Source organism: Streptomyces sp. NPDC031474 (assembly GCF_055581185.1).
On the sequence record NZ_JBVIJX010000007.1, the window covers coordinates 166,343 to 192,325 of the forward strand.

The following is a 25,983-nucleotide window of genomic DNA, read 5'->3' on the forward strand; positions in this document are numbered from 1 at the left end:
TCGTGCTCCTCGGGGTTCAGCTCGCGGCCGGGGCCAGGACGAGCAGTGCCGTCCCCGCCTCGACCTGGTCGCCGGGTCGGGCCAGGATCTGCGTCACCACGCCGTCGACCGGCGCATGCACCCTGGACTCCATCTTCATCGCCTCCAGGGCGAGCAGCGACTGTCCCGCCGTCACCTCGTCTCCGGGGGATACGTTCAACTGCCATACGGAGGCGGCGAATTCGGCCTCGATCAGGCGGCCGCCCGGTGGGACCGCCACCTCGGCCGGGGCGGCGGGCGGCGCTGCCGCAGCCTCCGCCCGGGTGAACTCGCCCGCCGCCTCCCACGCGTCGCGCTCCGCCGCGAACGCGGTCCGCTGACGGGACCTGAACTTGGCGATGGAGTCCGCGTGTTCGGCGAGGAAGGTCTGGTACTCGGCGAGCGAGAAGGCGCCCTCCTCGATGCGCGGCACGAAGCGGCCCGAGAGAATGTCGGCCCGCAGAGCGAGGAGTTCGTCCGCGTCGACCGGATACCAGCGGATCCGGTCGAAGAACCGCAGCAGCCAGGGCGAGCCCGGCTCGAACGCGCCGCGCTGCTGCCAGGGCGACCACACCTGTGTCGTCCGGCCCACGAACTGGTAGCCGCCGGGGCCCTCCATGCCGTAGACGCACAGGTAGGCTCCGCCGATGCCCACCGAGTTCTCGGCCGTCCAGGTGCGCGCGGGGTTGTACTTCGTCGTCACCAGACGGTGGCGCGGGTCGAGGGGGGTGGCGACCGGCGCGCCCAGGTAGACGTCCCCGAGGCCCAGGACCAGGTACTCCGCGTCGAAGACCGTGTCGTAGACGTCGGCCACCGACTCCAGGCCGTTGACCCGGCGGATGAACTCGATGTTCCACGGGCACCAGGGGGCGTCGTCGCGGACGCCCGCCATATAGCGGGCGATGGCCTCGCGGGTCGCCGGGTCGTCCCAGGAGAGCGGCAGGTGCACGGTGCGGGAGGGCACGACCAGCTCGTCCGAGGGCGGCAGGTCCGCCGTCAACTCCCGCACGAGCGCGAGGAGTTCACGCTGGGGGAGGCGGCGGGGGTCCGTCCGGATCTGCAGGGAGCGGATGCCGGGGGTCAGGTCGGTGACCCCCGCCAGGTCGGCCTGAGACACCGCCTCCATCAGCGCGTGGACCCGCATCCGCAGGGCCAGGTCCAGCTGCATCGGCCCGAACTCGACCAGCAGGTTGTCGTCGCCGCTGCGCCGGTACGTCACGTCGCCGTCGCATGCCAGTACGCCTCCGTCGACGATCTCGGGACGGGGCGCGCCGCTCACGTCCACCGGCCGGAAGCGGACCGTGTCGCCCGGGCGCAGCTGGCCGAGCTTCCAGCGCTCGGAGCTGAGCACGGTCGCCGGGCACACGAACCCGCCGAGCGAGGGGCCGTCCGGGCCGAGCAGCACCGGCATGTCGCCCGTGTAGTCGACGGCGCCGACGGAGTAGGGGGTGTCATGGATGTTGGACGGGTGCAGGCCCGCCTCGCCGCCGTCGGTGCGCGCCCAGCGTGGCTTCGGACCCACCAGGCGCACACCGGTGCGGGCCGAGTTGAAGTGGACCTTCCAGTCGGCGGCGTAGAAGTCGCGGATGTCGTCCTCGGTGAAGAACTCCGGGGCCGCGTGCGGGCCTTCGACCGCGCCAAGGTGCCAGACGGAGGTGAAGGACGGGCGGTCCTGCGCACAGGCGTCCTCGGCCGGCCGCCCGGAGATCGTCCCGCCGTGCAGCACGTCCCCCGTCCGCAGCGCCCGGCCGCCGTGCCCGCCGAACCGGCCCAGCGTGAACGTGCTCGCGCTGCCCAGGAAGGCGGGGACGTCGAGGCCGCCCGCGCACAGGACATAGGTGCGCAGGCCGTGCTCGCCGGGTGCGCCGATCTCCAGCAGGGCGCCGGCCGGCACGGTCACCGGCTCCCACTGCGCCACCGCCGTGCCGTCCACGGTCACCGGCGCCGGGGCGCCCGTCACACACACCGTCGTGGCGTGGGTGAAGCGCAGGGCCGGGCCCTGGAGGGTGCACTCCAGGCCCGGGGCGCCCTCGGGGTTGCCCAGCACGCGGTTGCCGAGGCGGAAGGAGCGGTCGTCCATCGGGCCGGACGGCGGCACGCCGACCTGCCAGTGGCCGGTGCGGCCGGGCCAGTCCTGCACGGTGGTGAGGGTGCCGCCCGAGACGACCTCGATGCGCGGGGTGGGGTCGCGCACCTCCGCGAGGGTCGCCGTCGAGTGGGTCGCCGTCACGAATCGGGGGTCCGCGAGCGCCGCGCGCACCAGCCCCAGGTTCGTCTCGACGCCGTCGACCCGGGTGCGGGCCAGCGCCTCGTCGAGGCGGCGCAGGGCATGCTCCCGGTCGGCGCCGTGGGCGATCACCTTCGCGAGCATCGGATCGTACGAGGCGCTCACCTCGGTGCCCGTCTCCACCCAGCCGTCGACGCGCACCCCGGCCGGGAACTCGACCCGCGTCAACAGGCCCGCGCCGGGCCGGTGTTCGCGGCTCGGGTCCTCCGCGTAGAGGCGTGCCTCGACGGCGTGGCCGCGGGGCGGGCCGGGGTCGGCCACGACGTCCCGTTCGCCGCGCGCCAGCCGCAGCATCCAGGCGACCAGGTCGACGCCGTAGATCTCCTCGGTGACCGGATGCTCCACCTGCAGCCGGGTGTTGACCTCCAGGAAGTAGGCCTCCTCGCGGGCCGCGTCGTAGACGAACTCGACGGTGCCGGCGGAGCGGTAGTCGACCGAGGCGCACAAGTCGCGGGCGGAGGCGGTCAGTTGTTGTCGGACGTGGTCCGGGAGTCCGGGCGCCGGGGCCTCCTCCAGGACCTTCTGGTGGCGGCGCTGGAGCGAGCAGTCGCGGTCGCCGAAGGTGACGACCCTGCCGTCGCCGTCACCGAAGACCTGGACCTCGATGTGGCGGGCGCGCTCGACGAGCCGTTCCAGAAAGACGCCGGCGGAGGAGAAGGAGGCGGCGGCGACGCGCTGGACGCGTTCCCAGGCGTCGGCGAGTTCGCCGGGGGAGTGGCAGGCGGACATGCCGATACCGCCGCCCCCGCCCGTCGCCTTGAGCATCACCGGATAGCCGATGAGCTGCGCTTTCTCCAGTGCTTCGGTGAGCCCCGACAGCAGGCCGGTGCCCGGCGCCAGCGGCACCCCGGCCGCTTCGGCCGCCGCCCGCGCCGTGTGCTTGGAGCCGAACAGCTCCAGCTGAGCGGGGGTCGGTCCGACGAACACGATCCCGGCGTCGGCGCAGCGGCGCGCGAACGCCGCGTCCTCGGAGAGAAAGCCGTAGCCCGGGTGGATCGCGCCCGCGCCGGTGTCCTTGGCCGCCTTCAGGACCAGGTCGGCGTCGAGGTAGGACTCCTTCGCGGGGGCCGGGCCGAGCCGTACCGCCTCGTCGGCGAGCCGGACGTGGGGCGCCGAGCGGTCGGGGTCGGAGTACACGGCGACCGTGCGCAGGCCGAGCTCGCGGGCGGTGCGGATGATCCGGACGGCTATCTCGCCCCGGTTGGCGATCAGCAGCGTGTCGAAGGTCATGCGCGCGCCGCCTCGGTGATCGTCATCTCCACCGCCGTCGGCTCGAAGCCGTTGCACGGGTTGTTGATCTGGGGGCAGTTGGAGACCAGCACGAGGACGTCCCGTTCGGCGCGGAGCGTGAGGGCGAGGCCGGGTGCGGACAGGCCGTCGACGATGCCGAGGGTGCCGTCCTGCTCGACGGGCACGTTCATGTACCAGTTGACGTTGGAGACCAGGTCCCGCTTGCCGAGGCCGTACTTCGCGCCCTCGGCGAGGAAGTTGTCCACGCACGCGTGCTGCGCGAACGTGTGGTGGCCATAGCGCAGGGTGTTGGACTCCTTGGAGCAGGCGCCGCCGACGGTGTCGTGGCGGCCCACGGCGTCGGCGGTCACCGTCATCAGCGGGGTGTGCTCGTTGGACATCAGCACACTGCCCGTGGTGAGGAAGATGCCGCCCTGCGCCTGGATCGTGTCCGGCGCGCTGTAGCGCACGGCGGTGTCCTGGGCGTCGTACACGAGGAAGTCGACGGCCTGGTTGCCGTGCAGGTCGGTGATGGTCAGCGTCTCGCCGGACCGGATGACGCAGGACCAGGCGGCGCGGGCCGGGACGACGGTCTTCATGCGAGCCCCCTCGCGGTGAGGAATTCGGCGGTGTTGAGGAAGGCGCGGCGGCCCTCGGGGGTGGCGTCCCACAGCGGGTCGCCCGGCCGGGTGGGCTCCGCACGCCAGGCGAGGACCTCCAGCGGGGTGCTGACGTAGTGCGGGCGGGGGTCGGCCGGGTGCGGCACGTTGGCGATCAGGACCGTCACGTCCTGCTCGGCGCGCAGGGTGACGCTGCCGCCGGGACCCGCCGAACCGGTGAAGTCGAGGGTGCCGTCGCCGCGGACCGCCACGCCCTGGAAGAAGGAGAGGGAGGGCGGCAGGTCGCGCGGTCCGAGACCGTTCTTCGCGGCGGCCAGCTTGAACAGCTCCCGGCCGGCCGGGGAGGGGGAGTGCGGGGCGCCGTCGCCGTAGCGCTCGGTGTTGCGTACGAGGGTGGAGGCGCCGCACAGCGCGTCGTGCCGGCCCGAGGTGTCGGCGACGACCGACGCGAGGACCCGTCCCTGGTCGGACAGGAGCAGCACGCCCTCGCCGAGGTAGGCGTTCCACTGGACCTTGACCGTGTCGGCGACGTTCAGCCGCTCCCAGGGGCGGCCGTCCACGTACAGCAGCAGGTGGGCGCAGGCGTCGCCGCGCAGGTCGGTCAGGCGCAGTTCGGTGCCACGGGCGAGGACCCGGTGGGTGTAGTTGCCGCCCGCGACCGTCTCGGCCCACACCAGGCGGTCCGCCGCACCGGGCGGGTCCGGCCAGTCGGCCGCCGGGACGACGGGCATGGCGTCGGCGTGGGCGCCCTCCTGGGCCCGGGCATGCGCGCGGGCTCCGTAGGTCGTCTCTGTCGCCATCGGGGACCTCCGACTGAGGGACTCAGGAATGATTTCTGTCGCCCGACAGAAATTAGGGGCGGGTCGGGTCGCCCCGATTGCTGCCGCGTTGCCTGCGCGTTACCGGCCCCTCACGAAGATCGCCGTCCGGCGTCGTGTGCGAGGATCGAACGCATGGAGACGAGCGGCGGACGTCGAGTGGGCCGGCCCCGGGCCGCGCAGCGTCCGGACAGCGGGCTCTCGCCCCGCGCCGAACTGCTCACGGCCGCGGCGGAGCTGTTCGTCACGCGCGGCTACGCCGCCACCACGACCCGGGCCGTCGCCGAGCGCGCGGGCATGCGCCAGGCGTCCATGTACCACTACGTCTCCGGCAAGGAGGAACTGCTCGCCGAGCTGCTGGAGTCGACGGTCACCCCCTCGCTGACATACGCCCGTGAGCTGCTCGCGGACGATGTGCGGGCGGCCGAGGACCGGCTGTGGGAGCTGTGCCGCGCCGACGTGGAGGTGCTGTGCGGCGGCTCGCACAACCTCGGCGGCCTCTATCTGCTGCCCGAGGTGCGCACCGAGCGGTTCGCCGGGTTCCATGCCGTGCGCGGCGAACTCAAGGGCGCCTACCGTCAGTTGATCGCCGCGACGGCGGCGGGCGGCGCGCTCGCGAAGAGCGACCTCGATCTGCGCACCGACCTCGTCTTCGGACTCATCGAGGGCGTCATCCTCGTCCATCGCTCGGAACCCGACCGGCCCGTCTCGGAGTTCGCCCGCGCCACCGCCGACGCGGCCCTGCGCATCGCGGGCAACTGACCACCCTCCGACGGGACTTGAGGGCACCTGAGGGTGTCTGAGGGTGCTCAAGGATGGTCGCCTCATCCGTCCCGGTGAACTGTTTCGCACACCCGTGCATCATCACGCACCGTGTTCGAACAAATCCCCAGCGTGTAAATAGGTTTGAGGCTACTCCATGCGTGGAGCCGGTTTCAGAGGGTTGCTGAATATGACGCAGCGATGATCCGGTGAGACTAAGCTCGCCCGCGGCGCACCGAGTTGAGGTGTATTCGTGCGCCTGTTCCCAAATGTTCCGAAGATGCCGACAGATCCCTACAGAGGGTGCCCACATGGTGAGTGTTCAGTCCCCACCCGGTCGCCGAGAACTTCCCTACGCGCGCGTGCTGTTGCTGCCGGCGATACTGATGGCCGCGGCGACCGGAGCCGCCGTCGCCCTGGTGGCGACGCCGGCCCGGCTCGCCGTCGGCGTCTGCGGAACCGTCGCCACCCTCCTGGTGATCGCGGCGGGAGCCGAGTCGGTGCGCCGCGGCCGGCTGCTGCGCGAGCTTCGCGCGGACAAGGACCGGCGCATCGCGTACCTGGACGACTGCGTCGCCGGTCACGCGGAGGAGAACCGCCTCCTCGCCGAGGTGTTCGTGCCCAACGCGGTGGAGTGGCTGCGGGCCGGAAATTCCCCCAGGGAGGTGATGCGCGACCTCAGCGACGACGATCCTTCGTTCCGTGCGCTCGACGACGCACAGCGCGCGGTCATCCGGAAGATCCTCGACATCGTCGACCACGAGGAGTCCCTGCGCGACTCCGCCCAGCGCTCCTTCGTCAGCATCGCCCGCCGCATGCAGGCCATCGTCCACCAACAGGCCGCGGAACTGCGGGAGATGGAGGAGGACCACGGCCGCAACCCCGAGGTCTTCGACGACCTGCTGCGCATCGACCACGGCACCTCGCTGATCGGCCGGCTCGCCGACTCCATCGGTGTGCTCGGCGGCGGCCGCCCCAGCCGCAACTGGCCCCAGCCCGTCCCGCTGTACAGCGTGCTGCGCGGCGCCATGTCCCGGATCCTGGAGTACCGGCGCATCCAGCTGGACTCCATCGCCAAGGTCAACATCCGCGGCCTCTCCGTCGAACCGCTCATCCACGCGCTCGCGGAACTCCTCGACAACGCCACCCGCTACTCGCCCCCGCAGGCGAAGGTGCACGTCAACGCCACCGAGGTGCAGACCGGCATCGCCATCGAGATCGAGGACGCCGGCGTCAGCCTCAGCGAGGAGACACGCGCCAAGGCCGAACGCATGCTGGAACAGGCCAAGAGGGGCGTCGACATCCAGGACGTCGGCGGCACCCCCCGCCTGGGCCTCGCGGTCGTCGGCCGGCTGTGCACCTCCTTCAACCTGGAGGTCTCCCTGCGCAAGTCGGCGTACGGCGGCGTCCGGGTCGTCCTCATCGTGCCCAGCGAGATGCAGACCCTCGACCCCGCGCCCGGCTTCGCGCACGGCATCGGCGCCACCGCCGTACCGCAGATCGACCTGAGCCAGGTCGGCGAGGGCCCCAAGCGCCCGCCCAAGAAGCGCCGTCCCACCAACCCGCGCATCCCGGCCGGGGTCTCCCTGACCGACGACGAGGTGCCCGAGGTCACCGAGTGGACCGAGCAGGGCCTGCCGCAGCGGCGCAGCAAGACCACGATCTCCATCGTGCAGCGCTACCAGGAGGCGTACGCCGCCCAGGAAGCCGCGCGTGAGGGCAAGCCCGACCTGTTCGCGCAGCCCCGCCCGGAGGCTCAGCCCGCGAAGAAGAAGCATGAGCCCGGAGTGGCGTTCGAGGCCTTCTGGGACGGCCTGAAGAAGGTAGCCCCGCCCGGCCACCACCCCACCGACTTCACCCGTAATCCCACCGCATACCTGCACCTGATCGAAGACAAGGCCAAGCCCGAGGCCGACGACGAAGGGGACCTCACGTGATCCAGCAGCGCCAAAACTTCGACTGGCTGCTCAAGGAGCTCTACGACGGCGTTCCGGGCATCGAGATGATCGTGGTGCTCTCGGCCGACGGTCTGCGCATCGCCCGCTACGCCGGTGACCCCGACGCCGCCGACCGCGTCGCCGCCGCCTGCGCGGGCGTGCAGAGCCTGGCCGCCGCCGTCGCCCAGGAGATCCAGGCCAGCGACGGCGAGATGAACATGGTCGTCATCGACCTGAGCGGCGGCTACTTCTACCTGATGGCGGCCGGCGACAACGCCTACCTCGCGGTCCTCGCCGACGTGCGCTGCGAGGCCGGCCGGATGAGCGCCAGCATGCGCGACCTCGTCGTCCGCATCGGCGCCCACCTCACCAGTCCGCCCCGGCGCAACGGGCAGAGCGTATGACGCCTCCGCAACGCCAACGGCGACAACCCCTGCCGGAACTGCTCCCGCCGCCCCCGCCGCCCGCGCCGCCCGCACCGGCCGTGTCGCCTCCCCAGGAGGGCGAGGGCGAGGGCAAGAACCCCGAACGGCTGTACATCATCACGGGCCCCGACGGCGAGCGCGCTCCCGTCGACCTGGTCACGTTAATCGTGGCGTGTGCCGAACCGCCCTCCTCGGCCACGCCGGAGCAGACGGCGGTGCTGCGGATGTGCGGCGCCCCGCTGTCGGTGGCCGAGGTGTCGGCGTATCTCGGTCTCCCGTTCAGCGTGGTGACGGTGCTGCTGACCGAGATGCTGGCGGCCGAACTCGTGCAGGCGCGCGCCCCGATCGTCCGGCAGCAGCTCCCCGACCGTTCCCTTCTCGAAGCGGTGATGAATGGACTTCAACGGCTCTGACACCATTCCCGGCCCACGGGCCGAGGACTATCTGCCGCAGACCACCACGGCCGCGGCGAAGATCGTCATCGTGGGCGGCTTCGGCGTCGGCAAGACCACCATGGTCGGCTCCGTCAGCGAGATCAGGCCGCTGACCACCGAGGAGACCATGACGCAGGCGGGCATCGGCGTCGACGACAACTACGGCTCCGAGACCAAGACCGCCACCACCGTGGCCATGGACTTCGGCCGGATCCGCATCACGGAACAGGTCGTGCTCTACCTCTTCGGCACGCCCGGCCAGGAGCGCTTCTGGTTCCTGTGGAACGGGCTGTTCGAGGGCGCGCTCGGCGCGGTCGTCCTCGTCGACACCCGCCGCCTCGAGGTCAGCTTCGAGGTCATGGGCCGGCTGGAGGAGGGCGGCGTGCCCTTCGTCGTCGCCGTCAACACCTTCCCCGACGGGCCCCGCTACCCCATCGAGGAACTGCGCGGGGCCCTCGACCTGCCGCCCGAGATCCCGATCGTGGAGTGCGACGTCCGCCGCCGCGCCTCCAGCCGCGACGTCCTGATGACCCTCATGCGCTTCCTGCACAACCTGGCCCTGAGCCGCAGCCTCACCTGACATCCCACCGCACCACCTCCCCCCCGACACCGGATCCATCACAGTTTCGGAGCGACCCTGTGACTCCCGAACACCCTGTCCCCACCGGTCCGCGCGATCTCGCGCTGGACCCGCCGCCCGGCTGCCCCGCGCACAACCGGGGCCCCGGCGGGCTGGCCCGCCTCTACGGCGCCGGCGCGGAGGACCTCAGCGAACTGTACGAGCGCCTGCGCGACGAGCACGGTCCCGTGGCGCCGGTCCTCATCCACGACGACCTGCCTATGTGGATGGTCCTCGGTCACGCCGAGAACCTGCACATGGTGCGCTCGCCCTCGCAGTTCTCCAAGGACAGCCGTATCTGGTCGCCGCTGGTGCAGGGCAAGGTCAGGCCCGACCACCCGCTCATGCCGCACATCGCCTGGCAGCCCATGGCCGCCCACGCCGAGGGCGACGAGCACAAGCGGCTGCGGGGCGCGGTCACCGCGGCCATGGCGACCATCGACGACCGCAGCGTGCGCCGCTACATCAACCGCTCCAGCCAGCGCCTGGTCAACCGCTTCTGCGAGGAGGGCCGGGCCGAACTGGTGGGCCAGTTCGTCGAGCACCTGCCGATGGCCGTCATGTGCCACGTCCTCGGCATGCCCGACGAGTACAACGACCGGATGGTCCAGTGCGCCCGCGACGCGCTCAAGGGCTCCGAGACCGCCATCGCCAGCCACGAGTACGTCATGGGGGCGCTGACCCGGCTCACCGCGCGCCGCCGCGCCAGGCCCGAGGAGGACTTCACCAGCCACCTCATCAGCGACCCGGCGAACCTCACCGACGAGGAGGTCCGCGAGCACCTGCGCCTGGTCCTCTTCGCCGCCTACGAGGCCACCGTCAACCTGCTCTCCAACGTGCTGCGCATGGTCCTCACCGACCCCCGGTTCCTCGCCCGGCTCAACGGCGGCCAGATGACGGTGGCGGAGGCGGTCGAGCAGTCCCTGTGGGACGAGCCTCCGTTCAGCACCGTCTTCGCCTACTTCGCCAAGCAGGACACGGAGTTGGGCGGTCAGCGCATCCGGCGGGGCGACGGCCTGTTCTTCGCGCCCGCCCCCGGCAACGTGGACCCCCGGGTGCGCCCCGACCTGTCCGCCAACATGCAGGGCAACCGCTCCCACCTCGCCTTCGGCAGCGGCCCGCACGAATGCCCCGGCCAGGACATCGGCCGCGCCATCGCCGACGTCGGCGTGGACGCGCTGCTGATGCGGCTGCCGGACCTGCAACTCGACTGCGAAGAGGACGAGTTGCGGTGGACGATGTCCATCGCTTCACGGCACCTGGTGGAACTGCCGGTCCGGTTCGGCCCGAAGGACCAGCAGGACGTCAAGCACAAGCCGAGCCACGCCTCGATCCCGCCGCAGCGCATGACGCGACCGGTGAGCACGGAACCGCAGCCCGCCCCGACGCCAGCCCCGGCGCAGTCGGCCGCGCCGCAGCCCGAGCCGACCGCCCCGACGCCGACGGGCCCGGCCCGCAGGGCGAACGCCTGGCGGCGCTTCCTGTCCTGGTGGCGCGGCTACTGAGCGACGCCCGGTGACGCGGTGGCGGTGGGGCCGTCGAGCCAACTGCCGTACGACGCCCAGGCCTCGAGCACCCGGCCACTGCGCAGCCGGTGCTCCGTCCCGGTGACCGGATCGGTGAACTCCAGCTCCCGCGCGAGCAGTTGCAGCGGGCGCCGGAAGTCGTCGGCCGGCACCGGGGCGGTCACCTCCGGATAGAGCGGATCGCCGAGGATCGGCACGCCCAACGCGGCCATGTGCACCCGGAGTTGGTGGGTCTGCCCGGTGTCGGGGACCAGCCGGTAGCGGGCGAGGCCGTCCGCACGGTGCTCGACCGGCTCGACATGACTGACCGCGTTCGGCTCGCCCGGCACCTCCCGGGCGGCCAGGACGCCGCGCTCCTTCACGATCTTGCTGCGCACCGTCACCGGCCACCCGCGCGAGGCGCCGTGGGGCGCCACGGCCTCGTACACCTTGCGCACCCGGCGGTCGCGGAACAGCGTCTGGTAGGCGCCGCGCTCCTCGGGGCGCACGGTGAACAGCACAAGCCCGGCGGTGAGCCGGTCGAGGCGGTGCGCGGCGCCCAGCGCGGGGACGCCCAGCTCCCGCCGCAGCCGGGCCAGCGCGGTCTGGGTGACATGGCTGCCGCGCGGAGTGGTGGCCAGGAAGTGCGGCTTGTCGACGACCACGATGTGCTCGTCGCGGTACACGATCTCCAGCGGGAACGGCACCGGCGCCTCGGCGGGCAGCTCACGGTGGAACCATACGAACATACCCGGCACGTACGCCGCGTCCGGCGCCACTGCCGCACCGTCGGCGCCGACGACGAGCCCGGCAGCCAGCATCCCGTCCACCACCCCGGGGCCGGCCCCGCCGAGCCGCTCCACCAGGTGCTCCCGGACGGTGGCCCAGGCGCCCTCGCCCGGCAGCCGCAACCGCACCGCGTCGATCCCGTCGCGCTGCGGCAGCGGGGAGGGCGGGGGAGAGGTGCGGCGTCTCATCGGGGCCAAGCCTACGGCGACGGAAACCCGGTTGACTCCTCGCGGCCCGTTGGCAGGATGCGGCTCATGCCCTACACCGCTGACTTCGTGCTGCCCGTCGGAACCCTCTCCAGCGCCCCTCAGCCCGTCCTGCGCGCCGGCGACGGGCTCCTTCTGCGCCCGTGGCGGGCCGCGGACGCGCCCGCCGTGTACGCGGCCTTCCAGGACCCGGTGATGCACCAGTGGCACATCAGGGCCGCCGAATCCGAGGAGGAGGTCGCCGGCTGGATCGAGGAGTGGCAGACGAGCTGGGCGGCGGAGCAGAACGTCCAGTGGGCCGCCGTCGACGCCGACTCGGACGAAGTGCTGGGGCGGGTGGCGCTGCGCGACATCCGGCTCGGCGACGGCATCGCCCAGGTCGCGTACTGGACGACCCGGGCGGCCCGTGGCCGGGGAGTCGCTCCCCGGGCCACGACCGCCCTGGCGCGCTGGGCTCTCGACGAGATCGGCTTCCACCGGCTGGAGCTGGCGCACGCCACCGCCAACGAAGCCTCCTGCCGCGTCGCGGCCAAGGCCGGTTTCACCCTGGAGGGCACCAAGCGCAGCGCCGCCCTCCACCAGGACGGGTGGCACGACATGCACCTCCACGCGCGCGTGCAGGGCGACTGAGCCCGCGCGGCACGCGCCCGCCGGCCGCGCCTGCCCGCGTCAGGCCGTCGTCCGCCGCCGGTACGCCCGGAAGGCCACGCCGACGGCGACCGTCGCACCGAGGAACAGCACCGTGAACCACTGGAAGTACCAGTGCCCGCCCGCCGGGTCGTACACCGCGGCGCGCGGCCAGGCCAGGTTGACGGTCATCAGCAGGCCGTAGAGGAGGGCGACGGCGTTCACCGGGACGCCCCAGCGGCCCAGGGAGAACAGACGGGCGCCCGTCTCGTCCGTGCCCGTCGAGGAGAACTGTCCGCGCAGCCGGCGCACCAGCAGCGGTCCGGTGACCATCGCGTAGGCCAGGTACAGCATCACGATGCAGGTGGTGCCGATGGCCAGGAAGGCGTCCGGGGAGGCGAAGTTCAGCAGCAGCAGGGCCGCCGCGAGGACGCCGACGACCAGCGCCGGGGCGCTCGGCATGCCGGTGCGGGGGTTCACGCGCGCGAGGCGGGCGGAGAACGGGAGCTGTCCGTCGCGGGCCATGGAGAACAGCATCCGGCAGGCCGCCGTCTGGATGGCGAGCGTCGCCACCGCGATCGCGACGACCACGTCCGCCAGCAGCGCCTTGCCGACGCTGTCGCCGAGGCTGCTGGTGAGGACGTAGCTGAGCCCGTCGACCCCGAGCCGCCCGTCGGTGAGGCTGGGCGCGGCCAGCAGGCCGGCCAGCACGATCAGCCCGCCGAGCAGACCGGCCGCGCCGAGCGCCGTCAGGATGGTGCGGGGCGCGGTGCGGCGCGGATCGCGCGTCTCCTCGCTCATCTCGCCCGCGCTGTCGAAGCCGATCATCACGTAGGCGGCCGTGAACGAGCCGACGAGCAGCGCCCCGAACAGACCGTCCTGCGCCGCCCCTTCGGTGTGGAAGGTGATGCCGGGGCCGCGCTCGGAGTGGGTGAGCAGCAGCACGACGATGAGCACCGCGCCGATGATCTCGGCGGTGACGCCGACCCGGTTGATCAGGGACAGCACGCGGTTGTCGACGACGTTCACGAGCGTCGTCAGCACCAGCAGGACCATGCCGAGCAGCGCCGCGTTGGCCGCGCCGTCCGGTGATGTGGGCGCCGGGTCGGTGCCGATCAGCTGGAAGCCCGACCAGATCGCGGGCAGGACCATCTGCAGGGCCAGCGCGGCCGCCGCGACCACGACGACCTGGCCGATCACCATGATCCAGCCGGCGAACCAGCCGAAGGAGGGCGTCGACAGCCGCGTCGACCACTGGTAGATCGCGCCCGAGATCGGGTAGCGCGCCGCCAGCTCCGCGAAGCACGCGGCCACCAGCAACTGCCCGGCCAGCACCGCCGGCCAGGCCCAGAAGAAGACCGGGCCGCCGAAGGCGTACCCGAAGGCGAAGAACTGGAAGACGGTCGTCAGGACGGAGATGAAGGAGAACCCGGCGGCGAACGAGGCGTACCGGCCCAGGCTGCGGTGCAGCTCCTGGCGGTAGCCGAACTCGGCGAGGGAGCCGTCGTCGGCTCCGGGGGAGTGCGGCGGGTCGGGGCGTACGTCGGAGGGTGTCGTTGTCGTCACGGCGGAACCTGCCTTGGCGCCAGAGGGGGACGGGGAATTCCTGTCGGGCGACAGAAATTAGGGACGGGCTGTTTCGTCCGCGTCACGCCGCCATGTCGGGGGCGGGCCCAAGTCCTCACGGTCCGGAACGTCACTCGAACGCGTTACATCGCGTCTCTTGTTCCGGTCCGCAACTCGCGATATGTTCGGCTACGGATATTCGAAAGCGAGGTGGTCATCGTGGCGAGGAAGCGCCGCAAGCTCAGCAATCCGTTGGCGCTCGCCGTGATGACGACGCTCTGGCAGAAGCCGATGCACCCGTACGAGATCGCCCAGACCCTGCGCAGCCAGGGCAAGGACACGAGCACGAAGACGAACTACGGCTCGCTCTACACGGTCGTGCAGAACCTCGAGAAGTACGGCTTCGTCGAGGTGACGGGTGTGGAACGCCAGGGCAACCGCCCCGAGCGCACGGTCTACGGGCTCACCGAGGCCGGGCGCGAGGAGATGGCCGAGTGGCTCTCGGACCTGATCGCCATCCCCGCGAAGGAGTACCCGATCTTCGAGACGGCGCTCTCGCTGATGGCGGCGCTGCCGCCGGACGAGGTGGTGCGCCTGCTGGAGACGCGGCTGAGCTCGCTGGAGGTGCAGCTGGCCAGCGGCCGGGGAGCGCTCGACAAGCTCTGCGAGACGCTGCCGAGGCTGTTCCTCGTCGAGGTCGAGTACCAGCTGCACATGGTCGAGGCGCAGGTGGAGTGGGTCGGCGGTTTCCTCGACGAGATCAGGAAGGGATCGCTGCCCGGCGTCGAGCAGTGGCGGCACTTCCACGAGACGGGGGAGCTGCCGCAAGAACTCAGATCATGAGAAAGACCCCGGCAGGTCTGTTGCAGCAGTCCCGCCGGGGTCTCGAACCCCGAAACGGATCCGCCGTGCGGCAGAACCGGGCCATCGAGGTGCGGCACACCCAGGATAGCCCGGCGCTCTTCGCGCGGATCGATCACCAGTCCGCTCACTCAGGAGAGCTGTCGTCATGAGCAGTATGAGCAGTATGAGCAGTCCGGGCAGTGCGAGCAGTATGAGCAGTGCCGGCGTCACTCGCGGGCCCGCGGTCGAGGCACGTGACCTCGTCAAGACCTATCCCGGCGGTGTCACCGCCCTGGACGGACTCGACGTCACCGTCGAGCCCGGCACCGTCTTCGGGCTCCTCGGCCCCAACGGCGCCGGCAAGTCCACCACCGTCAAGATCCTCACCACCCTCGCCCGCCCCGACTCCGGGACGGCCACCGTCGCCGGGCATGACGTGCTGCGCCACCCGGACCGGGTGCGCCGCGCGATCGGCGTGGTCGCACAGAACTCCGGGGCGGACCCGGTCGCCACCGGCCGGGACAACCTCCGCCTCCAGGGCCGGCTCTACGGTGTGAAGGGCGCCGCCCTCGAGCGCCGGGTCGACGAACTGCTCGAACGCTTCACGCTCACCGAGGCCGCCCGGCGCCCGGTCAAGGGCTACTCCGGCGGAATGCGGCGCCGCCTCGACGTCGCCCTCGGGCTGGTGCACCGGCCCGAGGTGCTCTTCCTCGACGAGCCCACCACCGGCCTGGACCCCGAGGCCCGCACCGCGATGTGGGACGAGATCGGCCGCCTGGCCGGCGAGGAGGGCCTCACCATCCTGCTCACCACGCACTACCTGGAGGAGGCCGACCGGCTCGCCGAGCGCGTCGCCATCGTCGACCGCGGCCGGATCGTCGTCACGGGCGCCCCCGACTCCCTCAAGGGCGAACTCCGCGGCGACGCCGTGCACGTGGAGGTGCGCACACCCCTCGGCGAGGCGGGGCGCACCCTGCTGGACAGCGCCCTCGGCGGGCTGCCGGGCGTGCACGAGGTGCTGTGCGAAGGCCGCCGGATCAGCGTCCGCGCCGACGACGGAGCGGCCGCCGTGCCGGTGCTGCTGGGCGCGTTGGAGCGGGCCGGGGTCCAGGTGGCCACCGCGACCGTGGCCCGGCCGTCCCTCGACGACGTCTATCTCAGGTACGCGGGCCGCCGGTACGCGGACGCGGACGCCGCCGCCGGCGCCGCTCCCGTCCTCGCCGGAGGTGTGCGATGAGCACCGCCGTCGCCCAGACCTGGTACATGACGCAGCGTCAGCTCATGGTGTTCGCCCGGCAGCCCGCCTACGCGGTGATCACCCTGATCCAGCCGGTGATCTGGCTGTTCCTCTTCGGCAGCCTGTTCAGGAACGTCGTCGAGCTGGGCGGCTTCGGCACCGCCTCCTACCTCGACTACCTGGTGCCGGGCGTGGTCGTGATGAGTGCGCTGAGCGCCAACCTGTGGGCAGGTATGGGCACGTTGGAGGAGATCCAGCGCGGCACCCTGAACCGCTTCCTGACCACCCCGGCCAGCCGGGCCGCGCTGATGAACGGCAATGTCGTGCACAACGGCATCGTCACCGCCCTGCAGTCGGGCGTCATCGTGCTGCTGGGTCTGGCGGGCGGCGCGGACTACCCGGGCGGGATCACCGGGGTCGCGGTCCTGATCGTGGCGGCCGTGCTGCTGGGCACCGTGTTCGGGGCGCTGTCCAACTCCCTGGGCATGCTGGTGCGTGAGCGGGAGTCGATCATCGGCATCAACACCTTCCTGCTGCTGCCGCTGACGTTTTTGTCCTCCGCCTTCATGGCGCCGGCCCGGATGCCCTCCTGGATGCGGCACATAGCCGACTTCAACCCGGTCAACTGGGCGATGGTCGCGGGCCGTTCGGCGCTGTCCGCCGACGCCGACCGGGCGGACGTGCTCAGCCGCGGCGGGGCGCTGCTCGCGCTGGCGGTGGCGGCGGTGTGGCTGTCGATCCGGACGTTCCGGTCCTACCAGCGGTCGGTGTAGCGGTTGGTGCAGCGCTCGTGGGGCGGCGCCCAAGGCCGAGGGCGGCCCCGCCCCAGGAGCGCGGCCCGCTCCACGAGTACGGGCCGCTTCCGCCGGGCCTCGGATGCCGGGCCTCGGGTGCTGCGCCTCGGATGCCGTGGCTCGGGTGCCGGGCGTCAGATCAGGCGGCCGGGGTCTCGCCCTCCTGCTCCGCCTCCACGCGCGCGTTCCACTCCCGCTTCGAGGCCTGCCAGCCGTCCTCGTCGTGGCCGAGCCGCCAGTAGCCGGAGATCGACAGGTCCTCGCGCGGGATCTGCAGCTCCACGCGCAGCAGTTTGCGCAGGTCCTTCACGAAGGCGGCCTCGCCGTGCACGAACGCGTGCATACGGCCCTCGGGGAACTCCAGCGCCCGTACGGCCTCGACGAGCCGCTCGCCGACCGGCCGGTCGCCGCGGTGCAGCCAGACGACCTCCACGTCGGAGTCGATCTTCTGCTCCTCCTCGGGCCCGGCCACCTCGATGAAGGCGTGGGCGAGGGCCCCGGCCGGCAGCGACTCCAGGGCGGCCGCGACGGCGGGCAGGGCGCTCTCGTCGCCGGCCAGCAGATGCCAGTCGGCGGCCGCGTCCGGCGCGTAGGCGCCGCCGGGGCCCATGAAGCGGACCGTCTCGCCCGGCTGGACGCGGGCCGCCCAGGGTCCGGCCAGGCCCTCGTCGCCGTGCAGCACGAAGTCCAGCGTCAGCTCGCGGTGTTCGGCGTCCCAGTCGCGCACCGTGTACGTCCGGGTCACGGGCCACTGCTCACGGGGGAACTCGGCCCGGATGCGCTCCAGGTCGAAAGGCTCCGGGTAGGTCACGCCGTCGGGGCCGAAGAGCAGTTTGACGTAGTGATCGGTGCAGTCGCCCGCTGCGAACCCGGCCAGACCCGCCCCGCCGAGCACGACGCGCTGCATGTGCGGGGTGAGCCGTTCGGTGCGGACGACCTGCGCGGAGTGGGGCTTCCGCGGCTTGCGTGCCGGACGTTCTGCCATGACGGCCTCCCATGTCTCTGCCCATGACACCATGGTTAGGTTTACCTAAGTTAGCATCTCTTTCCGGGCGATGCCCCCAGAATGCCTATGCGTGCCGGGTGTTCAGTGTCGTCAACAGCCGCTGCAGTGACCCCCCGAGCCCCCAGCGCCCTGCCAGTGCCTCCAGTGTCGCCCCGTCCCGAGGCGTATGCGGCAGCGCCGTGTCCACGTCCGGAAGCGGCACGTCGTCGGCCACCTTGACGACCTTCGGCGCGACGGCGACGTACGGCCGCGCCTCGTCCAGCCGCTTGCGCTGCGAGGGCGTCAGCTTCGCCCTGGGGTCGTCCACCGCCGCCATGATCCCCGCCAGGTCGCCGAACTCGGCCAGCAGCTTGGCCGCCGTCTTCTCCCCGATGCCCGCCACACCCGGCAGACCGTCGCTCGGGTCGCCGCGCAGCAGCGCCAGATCCGCGTACCCGCGCCCGTCGACGCCGTACTTCTCGCGCAGCCACGCCTCGTCCGTCAGCTGCAGCGTGCCGACGCCCTTCAGCGGGTACAGCACGCGCACCCCGCGCGCGTCGTCCACCAACTGATACAGGTCGCGGTCGCCGGTGACGATGTCGACCGGGCCCTTCGCGCGGCCGGTGAACGTGCCGATCACGTCGTCCGCCTCGTAGCCCGCGACGCCCACGCGCGCGATGCCCAGCGCGTCCAGGACCGCCTCGATGATCGGCACCTGCGGCGAGAGCGTGTCCGGCACCTCCTCCTCGTCCGGTCCGGCCTCGTGCTCCTCGGCGACGCGGTGCGCCTTGTAGGTGGGGATCAGCTCGACCCGCCACTGAGGGCGCCAGTCGGCGTCCATGCACGCCACCAGTTCGTCCGGCCGGTGGTCCTTCACCAGTCGGTCGATGAAGTCCAGCAGTCCCCGCACGGCGTTCACCGGGGTGCCGTCCGGCGCCCTGACGGAGTCGGGGACGCCGAAGTAGGCGCGGAAGTAGAGCGAGGCGGTGTCGAGGAGCATCAGTCGTCCGGTCACGCCCCGCATCATGCCGCACGGGTGCCCCGGTGACCGGCGGGTATTCGCTCCCGTGGCAGGCGCGAACCTCCCGCCGGCCCGGCCGTGACCCCGGCCGCGCCGCCTGTGAACTGAACCACTCGCACGTTTGCCCATGTCGGGCCCGGGCAGGCGCGGCCTCGGAGCGGTGTCGGTTGCGCCTTCAACGGTTTGCTGTTGCCGAGTACTCCCGTTTCTGTCCCCCATCGAGAGGTACGCGTGTCATCCAGGCTTGAAGCCGAGCAGCTGTACAAGGTGTTCGGCAGACGACCGGAACAGGCAGTCGAACGGCTGCGCGCCGGAGCAGACCGGGAGGAGCTGCGCGCCGACGGCACCACGGCCGCCGTCGTCGACGCCTCCTTCACCGTGGAACCCGGCCAGATCTTCGTCGTCATGGGCCTGTCCGGCTCCGGGAAGTCCACCCTGCTGCGCATGCTCAACGGACTGCTGGCACCGACCGCCGGACGCGTCCTCTTCGACGGCCAGGACCTCACCGCGCTCACCGACCGCGACCTGCGCGCGGTGCGGGCGAAGAAGATCAGCATGGTCTTCCAGCACTTCGCGCTGTTCCCGCACCGCAGCGTCCTCGACAACGCCGCCTACGGCCTCGCCGTCCAGGGCGTCCCCTGCCGCGAGCGCGAGCAGCGGGCCGCCGAGGCGTTGCGGCTGTGCGGTCTTCAGGGCTGGGAGAAGTCCTGGCCGGACGAGCTGTCCGGCGGCATGCAGCAGCGCGTGGGCCTGGCCCGCGCCCTCGCCACCGACGCCGACCTGCTCCTGATGGACGAGTCCTTCAGCGCGCTGGACCCGCTGATCCGCCGCGACATGCAGGACCAGCTCCTCACGCTCCAGCAGACCCTGAAGAAGACGATCGTCTTCATCACCCACGATCTCAACGAGGCCATGCGCCTGGGCGACCGCATCGCCGTCATGCGCGACGGCCGCATCGTGCAGACCGGCACGGCGGAGGACATCCTGATCCGACCCGCGGGCGACTACGTCGCCTCCTTCATCCAGGACGTCGACCGCTCCCGCGTGCTGACCGCCTCGGCCGTCATGGACACCGCCGTGCGCGGCGACGAGGCCGACTGCGGCTGCGAGACCGCCACCCCCGACACTCCGTTCACCGCGCTCTGCGCGCTCAGCGCCCGGCTGACCCATCCGGTCGCCGTCCTCGACGGACAACGCACACTCGTGGGCGTCGTGCCGAGACAGCGCCTGGTGCGCTTCCTCGGCGACGAGCAGGGCGCGCCGATCGTCTGCGACAGCCCGGGCGACGGCCGGAAGCAGGTGACCGCCCGTGCCTAGGCTGCACCTCGGCGACTGGGTCGACTCCGGCGTCGACTGGCTCGTCACCCACATGTCCTGGCTCTTCGACGCGATCAAGACCGTCGTCGAAGGCATGTACGACGGCCTCGACGCCGTCCTCACCGCCCCCGCGCCGCTGCTCCTCGCGGGCATCCTCGCGGTGCTCGCCTGGTGGCTGCGGGGCCTCGTCGCGGGCGTCCTCGCCTTCGCCGGGTTCGCGCTCATCGACTCCCTCGCCCTGTGGGAGGAGGCGATGTCGACGCTGTCCCTGGTGCTCGTGGCCACGGTGATCGCCCTGGTGATCTCCGTCCCGCTGGGTATCTGGGCCGCCCGCTCCAAGGCCGTCAGCGCCACCCTGCGGCCCGTCCTGGACCTGCTCCAGACGATGCCGTCGATGGTTCTGCTCATCCCCGCGATCCTGTTCTTCGGTATGGGCGTCCCCGCGGGCGTCATCGCCACCCTGATCTTCGCGCTCGCCCCGGGCGTGCGCATGACCGAGCTCGGCATCCGCCAGGTCGACGCCGAACTCGTCGAGGCGGCCGAGGCGTTCGGCACGACCCCCCGCGACACGCTGCTGCGCGTCCAGCTGCCGCTCGCGCTGCCGACGATCATGGCGGGCGTCAACCAGGTCATCATGCTGGGCCTGTCGATGGTCGTCATCGCCGGCATGGTCGGCACCGGCGGCCTCGGCGGCGCCGTCAACGAGGCCATCGGCCAGCTCGACATCGGGCTCGGCTTCGAGGCGGGCCTCGGCATCGTCGTCCTCGCCATCTATCTCGACCGGATGACCGGCGCCCTCGGCACCCGGATCTCCCCGCTCGGCCGCCGCGCCGCAGCCAAGGCACGCAGCACGGTGTGGACGTACCGTCCGCGCCCGGCCGTGGCCGTGGTCGGCGTGGTCGTCCTCGCCCTGGTCGCCGGCGGCATGGGCGTCTTCGGCTCCTCCTCCGGCACCGCCGAGGCCTCCGCCTCGGACGTCGGCAAGGGCAAGGAGATCAAGATCGGCTACATCCCGTGGGACGAGGGCATCGCCTCCACCTACCTCTGGAAGGAACTCCTGGAGGAACGCGGCTTCAAGGTGGACACCACCCAGTACGCGGCCGGACCCCTCTACACCGGCGTCGCCACCGGCCAGATCGACTTCCAGACCGACGCCTGGCTGCCGACCACCCACGCCGAGTACTGGAAGAAGTACGGCGACCGCCTCGACGACCTCGGCTCCTGGTACGGCCCGACCTCGCTGGAGCTCTCCGTCCCCTCGTACATGAAGGACGTGAACTCCCTGGCGGACCTGAAGGCCCACGCCTCCGAGTTCGGCGGCCGGATCACCGGCATCGAGCCCAGCGCCGGAATGATGGGCCTGCTCAAGGACAAGGTCCTCGGCGCGTACGGCCTCGACGGCGCCTACACGGTCGTCGACGGCTCCACCCCGGCGATGCTCGCCGAACTCAAGCGCGCCTACGCCGCGAAGAAGCCGATCGTCGTCACGCTCTGGTCGCCGCACTGGGCGTACAGCGACTACGACCTCAAGAAGCTCGACGACCCCAAGGGCGCCTGGGGCAAGGGGGACGGCGTGCACACCATCGCCCGCCAGGGCTTCGCCGACGACAACCCCGAGGTCGGCACGTGGCTGAAGAACTTCAGGATGACCGAGGCCCAGCTCACCGGTCTGGAGGCGCGGATCCAGAAGGCCGGCAAGGGCAAGGAGCAGGACGCGGTCCGGACCTGGCTGAAGGAGAACCCCGCTCTGGTCGAGAAGTGGGTACCGGTCGCCGATTCGGGGCAGAAGAGCCGGGCGGCCCGGTGACCTGACAGCACCGCGGCCGTCCGACCAGGGGCGGGCACCGACGTACGGCCTTCACGGCCTGCGACGGGGCCCGCCCCTCGTCCCGTTCCGCTCGTCCGCCCCTCGTCCCGTTTCCCTCGCCCGCCCACGGCAAGGATCCGGCCAACCACAGAGAGCTATGCCCATCCTGGGGCCGAGGGTCCGGGGGAGCCGGGACGAGCGGGAACACGCGAGGCCGCTCGCGCATTGAACCGGAAAGCCGGAGGACGGGCCGTCGCCCCGAGGGTCGGGGGCCTGATCATCTGGCGCGAACTGTGAGGTCGAGTGTCACCCCATGTGTCCTCGATGTGACGGGCGCATGAAACGGTTTGCCGAACATGCGTAGGGTGCAGACAACTCAGCAGAGGACGTGTCGGCGGACACCACGGCAACGACGAGCGAAGGAGGGAGCCGGAGCGATGGGCGACCACAAAGAACAGCCCCTGCGGGTGGGCGCGGCCGTGCGGCGCCGGCGCCGCTCCCTGGAGCTCACCCTCGCCGTCGTGGCCGAGCGCAGCGGCCTGTCGGTCCCGTTCCTGAGCCAGATCGAGAACGACCGCGCGCGGCCCAGCACCGGCTCCCTGGAGAAGGTCGCCGACGCCCTGCGCACCACGGCCGTCGAACTCCTCGCCGCCGCCGACCCGGCGTGCAGTGTGGACGTCGTCCGCGCCGAGGACACCGACCCGGGCCAGGGCGGGGGACAGAGCCGGGGTGCGGGACAGGGGCAGGACTCGGTGCCGGGCCAGGACCCGGAGCCGCGTTCTCGTTCCCTGGTGCGCGGGCACCACCAGATGCACGCCTCCGAGTTCACCGGCGACCACGACGCGGGCCGTGAATTCCAGTACCGCAACGACCAGTTGATGTACGTCGCCGACGGCGCCGTGGAGATCGAGGCGGAGGGCCGCGCCTACCGGCTGGGCCGCGGCGACACCCTGTACCTCACCGGCGGGGTCCGCCACCGCTGGCGGGCGACCGTGCCGGACACCCGGGTGATCGTCGTCGCCGTGGCCGAGCACATCGAGGCGGTACGCGACCGGGACCACCGGGGCCGGAAGCGGTAGTGCGGCTCGTCTCCCTCGTCCCCTCGCTCACGGAGGCGGTCGCCTCGTCCGTGCCCGGCGTCCTCGTCGGCGCCACCGACTGGTGCACCCACCCGGCGGACCTCGACGTCACCCGGATCGGCGGAACCAAGAACCCCGACGTCGAGCGGATCGTCGCCCTCGCCCCCGATCTGGTGATCGCCAACGAGGAGGAGAACCGCGAACCGGACCTGGCCGCCCTGCGCGCGGCCGGCGTCGAGGTGCTGGTGACGGAGGTCCGGGACGTCCCTCAGGCCTTCCGGGAGCTGGCGCGGGTGCTGGCGGCGTGCGGGGCGCCGCAGCGGCCGGCCTGGCTGGTGGCGGCGGAGGAGGCGTGGGCGGCGCTGCCGTCGGCCGTCGGGGCGCGCCGGAGTGCCGTCGTGCCGATCTGGCGCCGCCCGTGGATGGTGCTGGGCCGCGACACCTTCGCCGGGGACGTGCTGGCCCGGCTGGGCGTCGACCACCTGTACGCCGAGCACCCCGAGCGCTATCCGCGGATCCCGCTCGACGCGCTGCGGGCGGCCGGCCCGGACCTGGTCGTCCTCCCGGACGAGCCCTACCGCTTCACCGCCGACGACGGGCCGGAGGCCTTCCCCGGCCTGCCCTGCGCGCTCGTCAGCGGACGGCACCTGACGTGGTACGGGCCGTCGCTCGCCGAGGCTCCGACCGTGCTGGGCGAGGCGCTGCGAGCAGCTCGCCGCTGAGCAGCCCGCGGACGGTGTGCGTCGCGACGACCGCCCAGGCGGCGACGAGAACGGCGTACAGCGCGCAGCCGAGCACCGCGTAGACGGCCACCCCGGTGTGCCGGGCCAGGGCCCCCGCGCCGGTCACACAGGTGCCGACCGGGAAGGTGAACGCCCACCACGTCATCGTGAAGTCCGTCCCGTGCCGCCGGGCGCGCAGCACGTGCGCCGTGGCCAGGCACAGCCAGAACAGCGCGAACCCCATGACGGGCACCCCGTACAGGACGGCGAGGACGGCGAGGACGCGACCGTCCGGGCCCGGCAGGACGCCGGGAGCGACCTCCGCGAACTTCCCGACGGCGGTGGTGGACTGCCCGAGCGGGCCCAGGACGAGGAACAGGGTCGGGGTGAGGGCGAGGGGCAGCGGCCCGCCGGTCACCAGCCGTCCGAACACCACCGGCAGCATGGCGAACGTGGCGAGCAGACTCAGCCCGAACAGTGCGAAGCACGCCAGGAGCAGGGTCTGCCGCGGCTGCCCGGCCGGCAGATACGGCACCAGCAGCGGCCCGAGCGCGGCGGACACCAGGGGCGCCACGAGCGGCAGCAGCCACACCGGAGTGGCCTGCGAGGGCTCCACCCGGTGGCGTACGGCCATCAGATACGGGACGGCGACGGCGGCCGTGAGTCCCACGAGCGTCCCGGCGCCGAACAGCACGGCGTCGAGCGCGACCGCGGGACGGGTGCCGATCCAGTCCCGGCCGACGGTCAGGGCACCGCCCCCGACGGCGAGCAGGGCCATCGCCAGGCAGCCGTAGAAAGGGGCCGTCGCCGGGTCGAGGAGGTGGGCGCGGGCCTGGTCGCGGTGGTGGCGCCAGTGCAGGGCGCGGGCGGCGAGCAGGGCCAGGAGGAGGACCAGGGAGAGCACCCAGAACGCGGCGCACAGCGGTCGTAGCCCAGGTATCCGCACCGGGAGCGTCGCTCCGGCCGTGGCGACGATCGCGGTGCCCATGACAGTCGCGTACCAGTTCGGTCCGAGGTGACGGACGTGACGGACGTGACGGACGGCGCGGGCGCGCGGGCGGGGAGGGGCGTAGCGGGGCTGGGCGGCGGTGACCATGGTGTCCACGGTCGCCCCGGGTGTCCGCCCGCGACCAGGGAGTATGCCTCTATGGGGACATAAACTGGGCTTATGGGGAGTGTGGAGGAACAGCCCGCGGACACCGCGACGGGTTCGATCGCGCACCGCGTCCCGGACCTGGGCGCACTGGAGCTGCTGCTGGGCGTGGCCCGGCTGGGCAGCCTGGGCGCGGCCGCGCGCGAGCTCGGTATCACGCAGCCGGCCGCGAGCAGCCGGATCCGGTCCATGGAACGCCAGCTGGGCGTGGCCCTGGTGGACCGTTCACCGCGCGGCTCGCGGCTCACGGACGCCGGTGCGCTGGTGACGGACTGGGCGCGGCGGATCGTCGAGGCGGCGCAGGCGTTCGACGCGGGAGCGCAGGCGCTGCGGGACCGGCGGGATTCGCGGCTGCGGGTGGCGGCCAGCATGACGATCGCCGAGTACCTGCTGCCGGGCTGGCTGCTCGCGCTGCGCGCCGGGCGGCCGGACACGGCGGTGTCGCTGCTCGCCGGCAACTCGGCGGCGGTCGCCGAGCGGGTGCTGGCGGGGGAGGCGGACCTCGGCTTCGTGGAGGGACTCACGATGCCGGCCGGCCTCGACTCCGCCGTGATAGCCCATGATCACCTCATTGTCGTCGTCGCGCCCGGTCATCCCTGGGCCCGTCGCCGACGTCCGTTGCCCGCGGCCGAGCTGGCGTCGACGCCGCTGATCCTGCGGGAGAAGGGCTCGGGGACCCGTCAGGTACTCGACACGGCCCTGGGCGGACTGGCCCGCCCCCTGATCGAACTGTCCTCGACGACGGCGGTGAAGGCGGCGGCGGTCAGCGGGGCGGGGCCGGCGGTGCTGAGCGAGCTTGCGGTGGGGGAGGAGCTGGCGCTGCGGCGGTTGGTCTCGATACCCGTCGAGGGGGTCGCGCTGGCCCGCGACCTGCGAGCGGTGTGGCCGACGGGGCATCGCCCTGCCGGGCCGGCGCGGGACCTGCTGTCGCTGACGCGGGGGTAGGTCCTTCGCCCCCGCCGCCCCTTCCCGTCCCGACCCTGGGGGCTGCCGCCCCCAGACCCCCCGCTGTCGGCCCAGACCCCTGCTGGCCGCCCGCAGACCCTCGCTGTCGGCCCAGACCCCCGCTGGCCGCCTCAGGCCCCTGCTGTCGGCCCAGACCCCTGCTGGCCGCCCGCAGACCCTCGCTGTCGGCCCAGACCCCCGCTGGCCGCCTCAGGCCCCTGCTGTCGGCCCAGACCC

23 protein-coding genes are annotated in these 25,983 nt (G+C 72.2%); 15 read left to right on the forward strand and 8 right to left on the reverse strand.

All coding sequences use genetic code 11. The annotated features are described in order from the left end of the window. Positions 1-16 precede the first annotated feature (16 nt). From ACZ5SK_RS16080 to ACZ5SK_RS16090, 3 genes are read right to left on the reverse strand one after another with little or no spacing between them, the layout of a single operon-like run. Complete coding sequence (locus ACZ5SK_RS16080) at positions 17-3,535, reverse strand: 5-oxoprolinase/urea amidolyase family protein (RefSeq protein ID WP_361701709.1); 3,519 nt, start codon at positions 3,533-3,535, stop codon at positions 17-19. Next, entirely contained in the window at positions 3,532-4,134 is a 603-nt protein-coding gene (locus tag ACZ5SK_RS16085; RefSeq protein WP_334583348.1) for an urea amidolyase associated protein UAAP2, read from the reverse strand. The genes ACZ5SK_RS16080 and ACZ5SK_RS16085 overlap by 4 nt, the downstream gene beginning before the upstream one ends. Next, positions 4,131-4,955 carry an urea amidolyase associated protein UAAP1 gene (locus ACZ5SK_RS16090; RefSeq protein ID WP_334583347.1) on the reverse strand — a complete coding sequence of 275 codons (825 nt, stop codon included), beginning with the start codon at positions 4,953-4,955 and terminating at the stop codon, positions 4,131-4,133. Before ACZ5SK_RS16090 ends, ACZ5SK_RS16085 begins: the two co-directional genes overlap by 4 nt. Before the next feature lie 153 nt (positions 4,956-5,108). Between ACZ5SK_RS16090 and ACZ5SK_RS16095 the strand changes: the two genes are divergently transcribed. The 6 genes from ACZ5SK_RS16095 to ACZ5SK_RS16120 all read left to right on the forward strand — a co-directional run bounded on the left by ACZ5SK_RS16095 (position 5,109) and on the right by ACZ5SK_RS16120 (position 10,655). Beyond that, positions 5,109-5,735, forward strand: coding sequence for a TetR/AcrR family transcriptional regulator (locus ACZ5SK_RS16095; protein WP_334583346.1), 627 nt, complete (start codon positions 5,109-5,111; stop codon positions 5,733-5,735). A 362-nt stretch (positions 5,736-6,097) separates the two neighbouring features. Then, positions 6,098-7,672: a sensor histidine kinase gene (locus ACZ5SK_RS16100; protein ID WP_468576157.1), complete on the forward strand. Its 1,575-nt coding sequence runs from the start codon at positions 6,098-6,100 to the stop codon at positions 7,670-7,672. Continuing rightward, positions 7,669-8,076: a roadblock/LC7 domain-containing protein gene (locus tag ACZ5SK_RS16105; protein ID WP_319673938.1), complete on the forward strand. Its 408-nt coding sequence runs from the start codon at positions 7,669-7,671 to the stop codon at positions 8,074-8,076. Before ACZ5SK_RS16100 ends, ACZ5SK_RS16105 begins: the two co-directional genes overlap by 4 nt. Next, on the forward strand, positions 8,073-8,510 hold the full coding sequence (locus ACZ5SK_RS16110) for a DUF742 domain-containing protein (protein ID WP_334583344.1): 438 nt from the start codon (positions 8,073-8,075) through the stop codon (positions 8,508-8,510). Before ACZ5SK_RS16105 ends, ACZ5SK_RS16110 begins: the two co-directional genes overlap by 4 nt. After that, positions 8,491-9,111 (forward strand): GTP-binding protein, encoded by a 621-nt coding sequence (locus ACZ5SK_RS16115; protein WP_334583343.1) that lies wholly within the window; start codon positions 8,491-8,493, stop codon positions 9,109-9,111. The genes ACZ5SK_RS16110 and ACZ5SK_RS16115 overlap by 20 nt, the downstream gene beginning before the upstream one ends. A gap of 59 nt (positions 9,112-9,170) precedes the next feature. Continuing rightward, positions 9,171-10,655: a cytochrome P450 gene (locus ACZ5SK_RS16120; RefSeq protein ID WP_334583342.1), complete on the forward strand. Its 1,485-nt coding sequence runs from the start codon at positions 9,171-9,173 to the stop codon at positions 10,653-10,655. Here ACZ5SK_RS16120 and ACZ5SK_RS16125 read toward each other — a convergent pair. After that, positions 10,649-11,632, reverse strand: a complete 984-nt coding sequence (locus ACZ5SK_RS16125) for an RluA family pseudouridine synthase (RefSeq protein WP_468156933.1) — start codon at positions 11,630-11,632, stop codon at positions 10,649-10,651. The two genes, ACZ5SK_RS16120 and ACZ5SK_RS16125, sit on opposite strands and share 7 nt — an antisense overlap. Positions 11,633-11,698: 66 nt before the next feature. Between ACZ5SK_RS16125 and ACZ5SK_RS16130 the strand changes: the two genes are divergently transcribed. Then, positions 11,699-12,280 (forward strand): GNAT family N-acetyltransferase, encoded by a 582-nt coding sequence (locus ACZ5SK_RS16130; protein ID WP_334583340.1) that lies wholly within the window; start codon positions 11,699-11,701, stop codon positions 12,278-12,280. A gap of 39 nt (positions 12,281-12,319) precedes the next feature. On the opposite strand, the gene ACZ5SK_RS16135 is transcribed toward ACZ5SK_RS16130, so the two are convergent. After that, positions 12,320-13,843 (reverse strand): amino acid permease, encoded by a 1,524-nt coding sequence (locus ACZ5SK_RS16135; RefSeq protein WP_334583339.1) that lies wholly within the window; start codon positions 13,841-13,843, stop codon positions 12,320-12,322. Between the two features lie 267 nt (positions 13,844-14,110). Between ACZ5SK_RS16135 and ACZ5SK_RS16140 the strand changes: the two genes are divergently transcribed. From ACZ5SK_RS16140 to ACZ5SK_RS16150, 3 genes are all read left to right on the forward strand, one after another. After that, positions 14,111-14,686, forward strand: coding sequence for a PadR family transcriptional regulator (locus ACZ5SK_RS16140; protein ID WP_334583837.1), 576 nt, complete (start codon positions 14,111-14,113; stop codon positions 14,684-14,686). A gap of 175 nt (positions 14,687-14,861) precedes the next feature. Next, positions 14,862-15,923 carry an ATP-binding cassette domain-containing protein gene (locus ACZ5SK_RS16145; RefSeq protein ID WP_468576248.1) on the forward strand — a complete coding sequence of 354 codons (1,062 nt, stop codon included), beginning with the start codon at positions 14,862-14,864 and terminating at the stop codon, positions 15,921-15,923. Then, positions 15,920-16,696, forward strand: coding sequence for an ABC transporter permease (locus tag ACZ5SK_RS16150; RefSeq protein WP_334583337.1), 777 nt, complete (start codon positions 15,920-15,922; stop codon positions 16,694-16,696). Before ACZ5SK_RS16145 ends, ACZ5SK_RS16150 begins: the two co-directional genes overlap by 4 nt. Positions 16,697-16,856: 160 nt before the next feature. Here the strand turns inward: ACZ5SK_RS16150 and ACZ5SK_RS16155 are convergent, their stop codons facing one another. Both ACZ5SK_RS16155 and ACZ5SK_RS16160 read right to left on the reverse strand, forming a co-directional pair. Continuing rightward, positions 16,857-17,702, reverse strand: coding sequence for a siderophore-interacting protein (locus tag ACZ5SK_RS16155; protein WP_334583336.1), 846 nt, complete (start codon positions 17,700-17,702; stop codon positions 16,857-16,859). A gap of 85 nt (positions 17,703-17,787) precedes the next feature. After that, positions 17,788-18,726, reverse strand: a complete 939-nt coding sequence (locus ACZ5SK_RS16160) for a 5'-3' exonuclease (RefSeq protein WP_334583836.1) — start codon at positions 18,724-18,726, stop codon at positions 17,788-17,790. Positions 18,727-18,954: 228 nt separating this feature from the next. Between ACZ5SK_RS16160 and ACZ5SK_RS16165 the strand changes: the two genes are divergently transcribed. The 4 genes from ACZ5SK_RS16165 to ACZ5SK_RS16180 all read left to right on the forward strand — a co-directional run bounded on the left by ACZ5SK_RS16165 (position 18,955) and on the right by ACZ5SK_RS16180 (position 23,648). Beyond that, positions 18,955-20,040, forward strand: coding sequence for a quaternary amine ABC transporter ATP-binding protein (locus ACZ5SK_RS16165; protein ID WP_334583335.1), 1,086 nt, complete (start codon positions 18,955-18,957; stop codon positions 20,038-20,040). Further along, positions 20,033-21,847 carry an ABC transporter permease/substrate binding protein gene (locus ACZ5SK_RS16170; protein ID WP_334583334.1) on the forward strand — a complete coding sequence of 605 codons (1,815 nt, stop codon included), beginning with the start codon at positions 20,033-20,035 and terminating at the stop codon, positions 21,845-21,847. Before ACZ5SK_RS16165 ends, ACZ5SK_RS16170 begins: the two co-directional genes overlap by 8 nt. 437 nt (positions 21,848-22,284) lie before the next feature. Further along, positions 22,285-22,926: a helix-turn-helix domain-containing protein gene (locus ACZ5SK_RS16175; RefSeq protein WP_334583333.1), complete on the forward strand. Its 642-nt coding sequence runs from the start codon at positions 22,285-22,287 to the stop codon at positions 22,924-22,926. Next, a complete protein-coding gene (locus ACZ5SK_RS16180; RefSeq protein WP_334583332.1) occupies positions 22,926-23,648 on the forward strand; it encodes a helical backbone metal receptor in 723 nt (240 codons plus the stop codon). The genes ACZ5SK_RS16175 and ACZ5SK_RS16180 overlap by 1 nt, the downstream gene beginning before the upstream one ends. On the opposite strand, the gene ACZ5SK_RS16185 is transcribed toward ACZ5SK_RS16180, so the two are convergent. Further along, positions 23,560-24,744, reverse strand: a complete 1,185-nt coding sequence (locus ACZ5SK_RS16185) for a TDT family transporter (RefSeq protein WP_334583331.1) — start codon at positions 24,742-24,744, stop codon at positions 23,560-23,562. The genes ACZ5SK_RS16180 and ACZ5SK_RS16185 overlap by 89 nt on opposite strands. Positions 24,745-24,816: 72 nt before the next feature. Here ACZ5SK_RS16185 and ACZ5SK_RS16190 point away from each other — a divergent pair, with 72 nt between their 5' ends. Beyond that, complete coding sequence (locus ACZ5SK_RS16190) at positions 24,817-25,746, forward strand: LysR family transcriptional regulator (RefSeq protein WP_334583330.1); 930 nt, start codon at positions 24,817-24,819, stop codon at positions 25,744-25,746. Positions 25,747-25,983: the final 237 nt, after the last annotated feature.